Annotated in this window: 11 protein-coding genes; 4 read left to right on the top strand and 7 right to left on the bottom strand. The window is 62.2% G+C overall.

Annotation, left to right across the window (positions count from 1 at the left end; genetic code table 11):
- Position 1: 1 nt before the first annotated feature.
- From ATN38_RS14365 to ATN38_RS14340, 6 genes are all read right to left on the bottom strand, one after another.
- Complete coding sequence (locus ATN38_RS14365; protein WP_047269009.1) at positions 2-877, bottom strand: MurR/RpiR family transcriptional regulator; 876 nt, start codon at positions 875-877, stop codon at positions 2-4.
- Positions 874-2,070, bottom strand: coding sequence for an anhydro-N-acetylmuramic acid kinase (locus ATN38_RS14360; protein WP_042452394.1), 1,197 nt, complete (start codon positions 2,068-2,070; stop codon positions 874-876). The genes ATN38_RS14365 and ATN38_RS14360 overlap by 4 nt, the downstream gene beginning before the upstream one ends.
- 46 nt (positions 2,071-2,116) lie before the next feature.
- The gene (locus ATN38_RS14355; protein WP_042452397.1) at positions 2,117-3,448 is read right to left on the bottom strand and encodes an MFS transporter; all 1,332 of its coding nucleotides are present in this window, start codon (positions 3,446-3,448) and stop codon (positions 2,117-2,119) included.
- A 104-nt stretch (positions 3,449-3,552) separates the two neighbouring features.
- Positions 3,553-4,533: a linear amide C-N hydrolase gene (locus tag ATN38_RS14350; protein ID WP_218748157.1), complete on the bottom strand. Its 981-nt coding sequence runs from the start codon at positions 4,531-4,533 to the stop codon at positions 3,553-3,555.
- A gap of 17 nt (positions 4,534-4,550) precedes the next feature.
- Positions 4,551-6,458, bottom strand: a complete 1,908-nt coding sequence (locus ATN38_RS14345; protein WP_042452401.1) for an alkyl/aryl-sulfatase — start codon at positions 6,456-6,458, stop codon at positions 4,551-4,553.
- Between the two features lie 109 nt (positions 6,459-6,567).
- Entirely contained in the window at positions 6,568-7,971 is a 1,404-nt protein-coding gene (locus ATN38_RS14340; RefSeq protein WP_161120327.1) for an MFS transporter, read from the bottom strand.
- Between the two features lie 112 nt (positions 7,972-8,083).
- On the opposite strand from ATN38_RS14340, the gene ATN38_RS14335 reads away from it, so the two are divergent.
- Positions 8,084-8,665, top strand: a complete 582-nt coding sequence (locus ATN38_RS14335) for a helix-turn-helix domain-containing protein (RefSeq protein WP_042453490.1) — start codon at positions 8,084-8,086, stop codon at positions 8,663-8,665.
- A gap of 17 nt (positions 8,666-8,682) precedes the next feature.
- Here ATN38_RS14335 and ATN38_RS14330 read toward each other — a convergent pair whose 3' ends face one another.
- On the bottom strand, positions 8,683-9,462 hold the full coding sequence (locus tag ATN38_RS14330) for an IclR family transcriptional regulator (protein ID WP_063314910.1): 780 nt from the start codon (positions 9,460-9,462) through the stop codon (positions 8,683-8,685).
- Between the two features lie 167 nt (positions 9,463-9,629).
- Here ATN38_RS14330 and ATN38_RS14325 point away from each other — a divergent pair, with 167 nt between their 5' ends.
- The 3 genes from ATN38_RS14325 to ATN38_RS14315 form a co-directional block, all read left to right on the top strand.
- Complete coding sequence (locus tag ATN38_RS14325) at positions 9,630-10,397, top strand: CoA transferase subunit A (protein WP_218748155.1); 768 nt, start codon at positions 9,630-9,632, stop codon at positions 10,395-10,397.
- The gene (locus tag ATN38_RS14320; RefSeq protein WP_007726396.1) at positions 10,394-11,056 is read left to right on the top strand and encodes a 3-oxoacid CoA-transferase subunit B; all 663 of its coding nucleotides are present in this window, start codon (positions 10,394-10,396) and stop codon (positions 11,054-11,056) included. The genes ATN38_RS14325 and ATN38_RS14320 overlap by 4 nt, the downstream gene beginning before the upstream one ends.
- The coding region (locus ATN38_RS14315) for an acetyl-CoA C-acetyltransferase (protein ID WP_218748154.1) at positions 11,053-12,179 on the top strand (1,127 nt) is incomplete at its 3' end. The genes ATN38_RS14320 and ATN38_RS14315, both read left to right, overlap by 4 nt.

Genomic DNA, 12,179 nt, shown 5'->3' with positions numbered 1-12,179 from the left:
GTCAGTGCCGCTTCGAAGCAATGGCATCATGGCTTCGTTGCAGAGCAGAGAGTGCGCTGGGCAGCGAGTGCGCCACCATCGCAAAAATTGTGTCGACTACCAACAGCTGACCGGTGCGGCTTGCCATCGCAGCCGATCGGAAACCGAATTCTCTACCGGCAGTGAGCAGAACGTGATGTGACTGCACGGCGAGCGTCGATCGTACCCCTCCGGTGATCGCAGCCGTCGACGCCCCGGTTCGACGCGCAAGGGCAAGTGGTTCCACGACATCCGAAGTCTCACCCGAATGTGAGATCCCCACTGCGATGTCGTCCGGTCCGAGCAAGCTGGCGCTGACCATGGCCGCGTCTCGGTCGAGATGAACCCGGCAGTTGACGTCGATGCGAGAGAGCTTCAACGTGAGGTCTTGCGCGACGATGCCAGAGGCGCCGATGCCGTAGACCTCGACGCGGCGGGCGGATCGAATCCGGGACACAACTTCTTCGAGCGCAGCAGGATCTGTCAATTGCGCCGTGCCCTTGAGTTGTTCGGATTCGAACTCGGCGAGCTTGGCCATCACCTCACCGGCCGAGTCGGCAGCAACGATGTCCACACCGAGCGGAATCGTGTTCTCTGTACCGGACCCGCTGATCGCCGCCAGCGCGAGACGAAGCTGTGGATAACCCTCGAAACCGAGTCGTTTGGCTGTGCGGACCACTGTCGCCGTGCTTGTCGACGCTCGTTCGGCGAGGTCGTTGACCGTCAGGGTGGAGGCCAGACTGGGGTCGGCTTCGATGATTTCGGCGATCCGCAGCTCGGCAGGCGAGAGGCTACTCAGTGATGCACGAATACGAGCAAGCAGGTCGACGGACGCCGGAGCACTCCGGTCCAAAGTCATAACGCCTCGATTCGCATCGTTTTCGGAGCTGACGGCACCGATGTGATTCTAGGCAGCCCACGGCTTCCTGGCGTCAGAGATCCGAGCACACTGGCGTGACGCGCACCGGTGCACGAAGCAATGCTTCCAGGCAATCCGTGTGCGGTGAGATAGCCGAGAACCGCGAAAGCCAATGCTTCCTTGATGTCGGAAGTGACGCCGAGCTCGTCCGAAGAGACAAGCGCGATGTCGCCCAGTTCGTCACGGAGCATCGCCATCAACGTCGGGTTCTTGGTGCCACCGCCTGACACCACCACTTCGGTAGCCGCCAGCGCTTTGACGGAATCGGCGACGGTCCGGGCGGTCAGTGCAGTCAGTGTCGCGACGATGTCGGCCAGAGACAAGGATTCGTAGCCCCGCAGTGCGGCGAGTAGGTAGTCCCGATGGAACAATTCCTTGCCTGTGCTCTTGGGAGCGGGCTGCGCGTAATACGGTTCGCTCAGTAGTTGTGCGAGCAGATCGACGTTCGGTGTGCCGGCTGCGCCCAGAGCACCTCCGAGATCGAACCACTGCTCCCCCGCGGTGAATTCGCTTACCGCAGCGTCGATCAACGCATTTGCGGGGCCGGTGTCGAAGGCAATCGGTACTGCGGCACCATCTGCCGTCGATGTCGGAGCGCCTCCCGGAGCAGTGACGTTCGCGATGCCACCGAGATTGAGCGCGACGGAACCCGAAGTTCTTCCGTTGAGCCACAATACGTCGAACGCACTGACCAGTGGTGCACCCTGACCACCCGTCGCCACGTCGCGAGAGCGCAGGTCCGACACGACCGTGCATCCGGTCTTCTCGGCTATCCAGGCCGGCTGCCCGAGCTGAAGAGTGCCCTTTACTTGCGCTCCTTCGACCCAGTGGAACATCGTCTGACCATGTGAGGAGATCAATTCCGCACTGCCACCGCACAGTTCCTCGTTCGCCCGCGCAGCCACGGCCGCAAATGCCTGTCCGATCTCGGTGTCGAGTTGGCAGATCTGACCGACAGTGGTGGACGCCGGCGGTACCGCAGCCGCCACCGCAGCCCGCAACTCACCGGAATACGGTTCGCTGACCATGCCCAGTGGGGTGAGCACAAGAGTGTCCCCGTCGATCCGGATGTCTGCTGCGGCAGCATCGATAGCGTCGTACGAAGTACCGGACATCAGACCGATGACTCTCATGAAATATCCCTTACTCGCATCGTTTCGGCATTCGGAAGAACTGCGGTCAGTCGACGAGTGCCCGCTTGTGGGCATTCCCTCGCAAGGTACTCAAGGCGATCGCGCTGACGGCGCACGTTGCCATCACGAAGTAGGCCGGAATATCGAGATTGGAAGTTTCCTTGATCAGCCACGTGATGATCAAACCGGCGCAGCCCGAAAAGACCGCGTTGGACAGGGAGTATGCGAGTCCCAATCCGGTGTACCGAACCGAGGTGGGGAACATCTCGGAGAGCATGGCGGGTCCGGGTCCGGCAACAAGTCCCACTGCGGCGCCGGCGGCAAACACTGCAAATCCCTTGGCTGTCAAAGACGTCTGCTCGTTCTGCAGGACGTTGAGCAGCGGCAGAGCCAAGACCAGAATTATCACGGTGCCGGTGAGCATGACCGCGCGTCGTCCGATGCGATCGCTGAGTCCACCCGCGATCGGAATGGTCACCGCGAAGCCCGCATTGGCGAGCACGGAAGCAACAAGTGCCTGATGAAAAGTCGCGTTGAGCGAACTCTGAAGATAAGTCGGCATCACGACGAGGAACGTGTAACCGGCAGCAGACCACCCCATCAACCGCCCGATTCCGAGCAGAATCGCCCTGGCCGTCTCTCCGACAGTCGGCTGCACTACCGGCGCCGGCGCATCAGCTGTCGGTTCGGACTGGACTGATCGAGCACGCTCGAACGACGGCGTTTCTTCGAGCCGGAGCCTGAGCCACAGGGCAACCAGCCCCATCGGCAGTGCAAGGAGGAACGGGATACGCCAGCCCCAGTCACCGAGCTGTGACGGGTCGAGGACAGTGGCGAGGAGTGCTGCGATACCCGCACCGGCGAGCAGTCCGAGTGCGACGGTGAACGACTGCCACGAGCCGTACAGCCCACGTCGTCCGGGCGGAGCGAACTCGGTCATCACCGACACCGCACCGCCGAACTCACCACCGGCCGACAATCCCTGCAGAATTCGAAGGACCGTCAAGAGAAGCGGTGCCAGAATTCCGACGCTCTCGTAGGTGGGGAGCACACCGATCAGGGTCGTCGCAGCCGACATCAGCAGAAGAACGATCACCAGGGTGGGACGTCGGCCGATGCGGTCACCGAGTCGACCGAACAGCGCGGCCCCCACTGGGCGGAAGAAAAACGCCAACGCAAACGACGCATACGTCTTGATCAGGCTTTCGAGGTCGCCGGAACCGTCGGCGCTGAAGAAGTTCGACGCGATGATTGTCGCGAAGAACCCGTACACACCGAACTCGTACCACTCGATGAAATTTCCGACGGAGCCGGCGACGAGCGCCCTGCGCCGTTTGAGCTGCGCACCATCGTTCCGTGTCTGCACTGTGATGCCCATGCCGTCCTCCGTTGACGAAACCCGAATATGCAACAAAGTTTCATCTGAACGGAGTATAAATGTCAAGAAGTTTCACGATTGGATTTTTACTACGCCCCGAAGCCTTATGCTCCCGCGAACGTGAATGCCTCCGCCCGTTCGAACTGGTCAGTGGAGTCACCGGAATAGACGGTGCTCTCGTTCGGTCCGAGTCCGAGCCTTCGGACGGGTGTCCCTTCCGCGAGATCCATCGACGCCACGTCCACCCAGAAGGTATTGGGCGTCATCGCCGACTCGAAGAAATAGAGCGTGCGTTTGTGATCGACGACGGTGCGCCAACGGGTCGATGAAATGTTGGGCTCGTCGGGAGTCGAAATACCCAGGGGCACCGATACATTCCGAATAACACTGAAGGTGGATGCCAATGCCGACCGCGGATCGTCCGTCTGCGGTATCGCATCCACATAGAACGATGCCCGCGCGAATCTGTCAGCGGCACGGTTGGTTCCGGGCAGCATGACGGTTCCGTTGATCTGCTTCCAGTACTCGTTGACGGCGAGTTGCTGATCGAAGATCGGCGAATTGGTCATCACCTGGTACTCACGGCTGTGATGAATCGTCGGGCGTCCACCGACGTACTCGATGATCGCGCTGTCTCCCCCGGCGTCCGAGAGCGACATGTGCAGCGTTGCGAGGCGGTCTTCGCCGGGAACGGCGGCGGTCACTACCGTGAACGGTTCCGACGCGAGCACTTCGACCGCTTCCTGAACTGTCGCAAAGCGATCCAGGACGTATTGCGCCCACGCCGCGATCGACAATCCCGCGGTCGAACCGTCATACGTCGGGTACTCGGACTCGACCAACCACAAAAGATTGGCAGACAGCCCAGCCTCGTTGACCCCGTCGGTCGTGCACATGTCGTAGGCCGTCGCGACAACACTTCCGTATTTCGACGTCCACTGTATCGAGTTCGGACCTGCACAGCCCTCTCTGGTCATGCCGCGCGGGAATGCCCAGAGGTTTGTTCCGAGGTCGACCTTCCAATCCATCGATCGAGCAGTGATCACAGTGTCGTTGGGCCCCAAGTAGACCAAGCGTGTACACATCGAAAGCTATCCCTTCGTTACGGCGTGACGATATTGAAACTGGGATCGAAGGTATCGAGCAACCCTCCCAGCGTCTCGAGCGCTGATTCGTCTCCGTCGAGCGAAATCTGCCCGGCCTTGGCCAGTTCGGCGGCCGCGCCCGGTTGAAGAAGCGCTCCCACGAGCGCCGCCTTCGGGCCCGAGACCGTCAGTTGTGTGTTCGGTGACGCACCCTTACGTGCATTGAGGACACCGCGCTTGACCCACGCAGTCCATGCCTCGTCGCCGCGATCGGTGAACACGAAATCGATCCGCAGTTCCGCGTCGGTGGCCTTGTCGCCGATGAGATGTATTGCAACGAAGTCGAAGAGGATGTCGATGGGCATCGCGAGGACACTGTCCTGACTTGCCGTGACGTACGGGGCAGGCTGGGCGCCCTCGCGTAGTTCCAATGCGGCCGAGAGATAGATCCCACGCCACTGCGGCCCTTCGGCTTGATAGCCCATCTGCTCGTAGACGTCGGCTTGCAGGTTCCTCGCTTCGGCGTTCTCCGGTTGCGCGAACACCAACTTGTGCAGGATCTCTGCCGCCCATCGGTAGTCCGCGGCGTCGAATGCCCGCTTACCCTCGTCCAGGATCTTCTGCGCGCCAAGGAGATCGACGAACCTCTTCGCCGATTCGACCGGCGGATGAGGATGAAGCGACACCGGATCGCCGTCCCACATTCCCAGTTCCTTGGTGTACACGGCGCGAACGTCGTGGTGCAGAGTGCCGTGATATCCGCGGTTGTACCACTTGCGCCCGAGTTCGTCCGGTAGTTCGATCACCTCGGCAGCTTCGAGCGGCGTGTACCCCTTGTTCGCGAGACGGAGCGCCTGGTCGTGAATGTACTTGTAAGTGTCCCTTTGCGATTCGATGAACGGCACCAGGTTCTCGTTACCCCACACCGGCCACGTGTGCGGTCCGTAGTGAACAGCCGCGTCGTCTCCCCACCGCTCGAGAGTCTCGTCCAGATACCGCGCGAAGTTCCGAGCGTCGCGAGTGCGCGCACCTCTTAAGGTCTGGATGTTGTGGAGCGAATGATTGGCATTCTCCGCACAGGTCAGCGCGGCGAGTTCGGGGATCCAGATGTGCATTTCCTCCGGGGCCTCGGTGTCCGGCGCGTAGAGGAACTCGAATTCCAGACCGGCTATCTCACGCTTCGTTCCGGTCTCCGTGATGCTGTCAGTGGGGGAAATATACGAGACAAGTGGACCTTTCGTGCTGATCGTGCCGATGCCGCAGGTAACCATCCCTTTGGCATCGAGATCGAGCAATCCACCGAAGGCGTAGAAGGACCGTCTCGCCATGGCATTTCCGGCGACGACGTTTTCCCCGATCGCGAACTTGTCGAACGACGCGATCGTGCCCGGTGCGATGATCGGAACTCGCCCGGACGTCACGTCGTCCAGATCGACGATCCCTTTGACTCCGCCGTAGTGGTCGATGTGGGTGTGCGTGTAGATGATCGCCGAAACTGGCTTGTCGCTGACGTGCTCACGAATCATCTTCATACCCTGGCGCGCCGATTCGACCCCCGCCATACAGTCGATGACGATCAGTCCCTCGCCACCTTCGACAACCGTCAAATTTGCCAGGTCGTTGTTCCGTACCTGGTAAAGGCGATCCGTCACCTGATACAGACCACCTCGGCGCATCAGTTGTCCTTGACGCCACAGGCTCGGATTGACTGTCTCCGGCGCGGCAACATCGTCACCGAGGTATGCCATCGCATCGGGATCGAAGACCGTATGCCCGTCATCGGCGACAACCTTGCCCGGCAACGGAGCGATCAACCCTCGATCCGCGTCGGCAAAATCCTGCCGGTCGTCCATGGCATACCGTGCGACTGCCTCGCGATTCGCCGTGACTGTGGCCGGTGTTGCGTCCTTAGGTGTCTGGCACATGGCACTCCCCGCTCGGATACGACGATCTGATACCCCATCATCTGTATCGGTTGGGCACGCGCTTGGAATCACCCGCGCAGGGTGAAGCTCCCACGAACGCGCGAGGTGATCAGCCGGGGAGTTCCTCGGAATTCCGAGATGCGAGCGCAATTAACAGGACTGCGATCCCACATCCGGCAACCAGGATCCATCCCGACCTCGATGCCTGCGCGACATCCACCGATGCACTGCCGCCGATAATGCCGCCGGCCAGCGCCACACCGAGAGCGGCACCGAATTGGCGTGCACTGGAAGTTATTCCACCGGCAAGCCCCGCCTGCGATCTCGGCAGCCCGTTGACGGCGGTGTTGGTGATGGGGGCATTAGAGAACCCGAATCCGATACCGAGAAACAGGTAAGCGGCCAACAGCATCGGAATCGCCGTGTTGTTGTCGAGCGAGACCAGGCACAGTCCACCGAGCGTCGTGAAACTACCGGCGATCAGCAGCGGCCGCCGCGGGCCGAAGCGTCCGACGAGTATTCCGGACAACGGCGCGCAGACCGTTGCCGCAACAGCCATCGGGAGGGTGATCGCGCCGGCCAGGGCCGGACTCATACCGCGGGAGTGCTGCAAGTAGAACGTGCCGAGCAGTAGCGTCGCGTTCAACGCCACGAACACCACGACAGCGCCGATCACAGCCGACGAGAACGTTCTGCGGCGAAAGAGCGCCAGATCCATCAGCGGCTCGCGCTTGCGTGATTCGACGCGGATGAATGCGGCCAACGCTGCAGCAACAACGACATACCCTGCCGTCGCCGCGGCAGAGAACCATCCGATTCGCGGACCCTCGATCAGAAGGGCGACCGCCCCGCCGACAAGAATCACCAGTAGCAACTGACCGGGAAGGTCGAGACGTCGCGACTGCTGCGCTCGGGACTCCGGTACAAACACAGCAGTCAAGACGAGCACGGCCAAGATCACCGGCACGTTGATCCAGAAAACCGATCGCCAGCCGAAACTTTCGATGAGCACGCCGCCGACGATCGGCCCTGCCGCCATACTCAGGCCGAAGACCGCGGCCCACACCCCGATTGCCTTGGCCCGCTCCTTCGGGTCGGTCATCACGTTGACGACGATCGCCAAGGCAACCGGACTGAGCATCGACCCGCCGACGCCTTGGACGATCCGCGCCGCGATCAACATCTCGACGGACGGAGCGAGCGCGCAGGCAATCGACGCCACCCCGAAGACGACGAGCCCGATCTGAAAGACTCGTCTCCTGCCGAAACGATCGGCCACTGCTCCGGACGAGATCAGCAAGCTCGCCAGGACGAGTGTGTATGCGTTGACGACCCATTCCAGACCACGGGTTCCGACGCGAAATCCCTCACCGATCGTCGGCAGGGCCACGTTGACGATGGTGGTGTCCAACCCGACGACGAACAGGCTCGTGCAGCAGATCGCCAGGATGCCCCATCGCCGCCCTGCATCGAGTCCGATCACTTGCGGTTCGATCCCGCTCGAAGGTTTCATGGTCGGACTCCATCTCTCGAAGTGCTCTGCCGTACTCGACTGTCGAAAGGATCGTTGCTCTCCAGCGTCCGAAGCCGGTAGAAATTTTGCGGAAACTGCAAAGATGGACAGCATGGATGCTGAATTCGAGCAGTTGATCACCGATATCGGACCGAGACTGCGCACGCTCCGACGCGATCGCGGATTGACCCTCGAGGGCCTGTCCGAAGCCACCGGCATCTCCGTCAGCGCACTCTCACGCCTCGAATCGGGTAAGCGTCGTCCCACCCTCGATCTGCTGTTGCCGCTTGCCCGAGCGCACCGGGTCGCGCTGGACCAACTCGTCGGCGCCCCCGCTACGGGCGATCCTCGGGTCCATCTCACCCCGAGCCGACGCAAGAACGGCAGTGCCGTCGTTCCGTTGACGCGCTATCCCGGCCGAGTGCAGGTCTTCAAGCAGGTGATCGGGCCGCGTCCACCGAAGCTCGTCACCCACGCCGGCTACGAATGGCTCTACGTCCTCGCCGGGGATCTGCGTCTCATCCTGGGGGCGAACGAGGTTGTCCTGCACCCCGGGGAAGTCGCGGAGTTCGACACTGCCGAGCCCCATTGGTTCGGGCCTGCCGATGAACAGGTGGTGGAGATCTTGCACCTGTTCGGCCCGCAAGGCGAGAAGGCACACGTGCGCACGAAGGTAAAGAACGCTCCTGCCTAAAGCGTGTTTATCGAAAGCTAGTTCACTGCATGTGTTTTCAGTCGGTTCGACAACGTATGAGCATACTCGAGGAGTAGCGTTCCCAACTCGGCATGACGCGCGGGCCGGAAGCGTGTTTCCACTCCGGTCAGGCTCAGCGCCCAGGCCGGGCGACCGTTGCGATCGAACACCGCGGCACCCATCCCCCAGCTTCCCTCGACGATGAGGGCTGGATTGACCGCGTACCCGGTGACACGCGTCGACTCGATTCGCTCACGGAGTGATGCCTCACTGTGGATCTCACCCCATTCCGATTCCAGATTCACTCGGGCGAAATAGTCGTCGACGTCCCGCGTCGGTAGATGGCTCAAGATGGCAAGCCCCGCCGACGCGACCCCCAACGGGAATCGCTTCCCCTCGTGCAGCACGTGAGATCGCAGTGGAAAACTGCCTTCCTGACTCAGGATGCAGACGGTCTCGTCACCTCGGCGTGCCGACAGGAAGGCGCTCTCCCCCGTGACCCGGGCAAGTTCGTCGACGACGTCGCGAGCCCGGTCGGTGATGTCGTACCGATTTCCGGCCGCCGCCCCCAGGAGGTACAACTCCGGGCCGAGAGACCACCGACCGGTTCGTGCGTCACGGTCGACCAGTCCTTCGGCAGCCAGGGACGTGAGCAGTCGGTGCGCAGTGGGCCGAGCGAGGCCGGTGACCTTGCCCAATTCCGTGGTGGAAGTGCCCGTTGGTTCGGACGCGCCGAGGGCTCGCAGAAGTGCAGCCACCCGCGCGACCATGGCCGGCGATTGCCCGTGAGTTGGCATGCAGCCATCCTAGCGTCCATTCAATGAACGAAATTCCTTCAGACGATCAGTAGTCGATCAGTTCTCGGTTGATGTTCGAGATTCCTTGTACCTGTGAACTGGAGATAGTTCACTGGATATCGAAGTGAGTGAGTGTCTACTCAATGAACGCTTGGCAGGGAGAGAACATGACAGCAAAGGTGTACGAGTCCGCAGTGGAGGCGGTCGCCGACATCGTCGACGGCGCAACGCTGGCCGTCGGCGGATTCGGCTTGTGCGGCATCCCCGACGTGTTGATCGACGCGATCGCAGCTACGAGTGCAACCGACCTCGAGGTGTTCTCCAACAACTGCGGCGTCGACGATCACGGTCTCGGCATCTTGCTGAGCGCCGGCCGTATCCGACGAGTGACCGCGTCGTACGTCGGTGAGAACAAGGAGTTCGCCCGGCAGTACCTGGCCGGCGAACTCGAAGTGGAACTGACGCCGCAGGGCACGCTCGCCGAGCGTCTGCGTGCCGGCGGAACCGGAATCCCCGCATTCTTCACACCGGCCGGAGTGGGTAGCCCCATCTCCGACGGCGGAATGCCATGGCGCTACGACGCCGACGGCTCGATCGCTATTGCATCGCCTCCGAAGGAGACTCGCGTCTTCGGAACCAAGCGTTACGTGATGGAAGAGGCGATCAACGCCGACTACGCACTCGTGCACGCCGTTCTCGGTGACACCGACGGCAACCTCGTGTTCGACAAGACCGCGATGAACTTCAACCCTCTCGCTGCCATGGCCGGTCGCATCACCATCGCGCAGGTGGAACGCCTCGTCGAACCCGGTGAAATCGATCCGGCGTCAGTGCATCTACCTGGGGTCTTCGTCCAGCGCGTAGTCCACACCGGACCTCAGAACAAGCGAATCGAAAAGCGAACCGTCAGCGCTTCGGAAGGAACCACACGATGACCGCACCAGTGACAGTGACGGGTTGGACGCGCCAGCAGATGGCAGCGCGGGCGGCCGCAGAGATGATCGACGGGGAGTACGTCAATCTCGGAATCGGCCTTCCCACACTGATTCCCGGATACCTGGGCTCGGACGTTCGTGTGGTCCTGCACTCGGAGAACGGAATTCTCGGCACCGGACCGTATCCCACCGAGGACAACGTCGATCCTGACCTCATCAACGCCGGCAAAGAGACCGTGACCGTCAATCCCGGTGCAGCATATTTTGATTCGGCCCTCTCGTTCGGGATGATCCGCGGCGGCCACATCGACACCGCAGTCCTCGGCGGTATGCAGGTGTCGAAGACGGGCGACCTCGCCAACTGGATGGTCCCCGGGAAGATGGTCAAGGGCATGGGCGGCGCGATGGACCTGGTCCACGGAGCCCGACGCGTCATCGTCGTCATGGAGCACAACGACCGCGACGGCAACCCCAAGATCGTTGACGCCTGCACCCTGCCGCTCACCGGCCAGGGCGTGGTGAATCGGATCATCACCAACCTCGCCGTCATCGACGTGAGCGAAGAAGGTCCACTCGTCCTGCGTGAACTCGCCCCCGATGTCAGCGTCGAAGACGTAGTCGCCGCAACCGGCACCGAACTGAAAGTTGAACTGGCATGACCGACACGACCACTGTGATTGTTGCGGGAGCTCGTACCCCGATGGGTCGACTCCTCGGATCGTTGAAAGACCTCTCCGGGTCCGACCTCGGCGGCATCGCCATCAAAGGCGCCCTCGACAAGTCCTCAGTCGCACCCGAACAGGTCGACTACGTCATCATGGGACAGGTCCTCACCGCCGGCGCCGGCCAGATGCCCGCCCGCCAAGCCGCCGTCGCCGCCGGCATCCCCATGAACGTCCCCGCCCTGAGCATCAACAAAGTGTGCCTCTCCGGCATCGACGCCATCGCCCTCGCCGACCAACTCATCCGCGCCGGCGAATTCGACATCGTCGTCGCCGGCGGGCAGGAATCGATGTCCCGCGCACCCCACATGCTCGAAAAAAGCCGCGAAGGCTTCAAATACGGCGACGTCACCCTCCGCGACCACATGGCCTACGACGGCCTCCACGACATCTTCACCGACCAGGCCATGGGCCTGCTCACCGAACAAGTCAACCAACAAGAAACCGCCCACATCACCCGCGCCGAGCAGGACGCCTTCGCCGCCGCCTCACACCAGAACGCGGCCCGCGCCTGGAAAGACGGCCTCTTCGACAACGAAGTCGTCCCCGTCTCCATCCCCCAACGCAAGGGCGAGCCCATCGTCTTCGCCCAGGACGAAGGCATCCGCGCCGACACCACCACCGAATCCCTCGGCAAACTGCGTCCCGCGTTCAGCAAGGACGGCACCATCACCGCCGGCTCCGCCTCCCCGATCTCCGACGGCGCCGCCGCCGTCGTGGTGATGAGCAAAACCAAAGCCGAAGAACTCGGCCTGACCTGGATCGCGGAAATCGGCGCCCACGGCGTCGTCGCCGGACCCGACTCCACCCTCCAGTCCCAACCCGCCCGGGCCATCGCCAAAGCCTGCGCGAAGGAAGGCATCGACCCCACCGACCTCGACCTCGTCGAAATCAACGAAGCATTCGCCGCCGTCGGGATCGCCTCCACCCGCGAACTCGGCCTCGACCCCGCCAAGGTCAACGTCAACGGCGGCGCCATCGCCGTCGGCCACCCCCTCGGCATGTCCGGCGCCCGCATCGCCCTGCACCTCGCCCTCGAACTGCAACGCCGCGGCGGCGG

This window comes from Rhodococcus sp. FH8, assembly GCF_019266085.1.
Lineage (GTDB): Bacteria > Actinomycetota > Actinomycetes > Mycobacteriales > Mycobacteriaceae > Rhodococcus_F > Rhodococcus_F qingshengii.
This window is presented reverse-complemented; position numbering and strand designations above follow the sequence as displayed.

What these genes read in the sequence shown, in the direction of transcription:
- ATN38_RS14335 (WP_042453490.1), top strand. Translation starts at nt 8,084, where the DNA reads ATGGATGCTGAATTCGAGCAGTTGATCACCGATATCGGACCGAGACTG.
- ATN38_RS14365 (WP_047269009.1), bottom strand. Translation starts at nt 877, where the DNA reads ATGACTTTGGACCGGAGTGCTCCGGCGTCCGTCGACCTGCTTGCTCGT.
- ATN38_RS14320 (WP_007726396.1), top strand. Translation starts at nt 10,394, where the DNA reads ATGACCGCACCAGTGACAGTGACGGGTTGGACGCGCCAGCAGATGGCA.
- ATN38_RS14325 (WP_218748155.1), top strand. Translation starts at nt 9,630, where the DNA reads ATGACAGCAAAGGTGTACGAGTCCGCAGTGGAGGCGGTCGCCGACATC.
- ATN38_RS14350 (WP_218748157.1), bottom strand. Translation starts at nt 4,533, where the DNA reads ATGTGTACACGCTTGGTCTACTTGGGGCCCAACGACACTGTGATCACT.
- ATN38_RS14340 (WP_161120327.1), bottom strand. Translation starts at nt 7,971, where the DNA reads ATGAAACCTTCGAGCGGGATCGAACCGCAAGTGATCGGACTCGATGCA.
- ATN38_RS14330 (WP_063314910.1), bottom strand. Translation starts at nt 9,462, where the DNA reads ATGCCAACTCACGGGCAATCGCCGGCCATGGTCGCGCGGGTGGCTGCA.
- ATN38_RS14355 (WP_042452397.1), bottom strand. Translation starts at nt 3,448, where the DNA reads ATGGGCATCACAGTGCAGACACGGAACGATGGTGCGCAGCTCAAACGG.
- ATN38_RS14360 (WP_042452394.1), bottom strand. Translation starts at nt 2,070, where the DNA reads ATGAGAGTCATCGGTCTGATGTCCGGTACTTCGTACGACGCTATCGAT.
- ATN38_RS14345 (WP_042452401.1), bottom strand. Translation starts at nt 6,458, where the DNA reads ATGTGCCAGACACCTAAGGACGCAACACCGGCCACAGTCACGGCGAAT.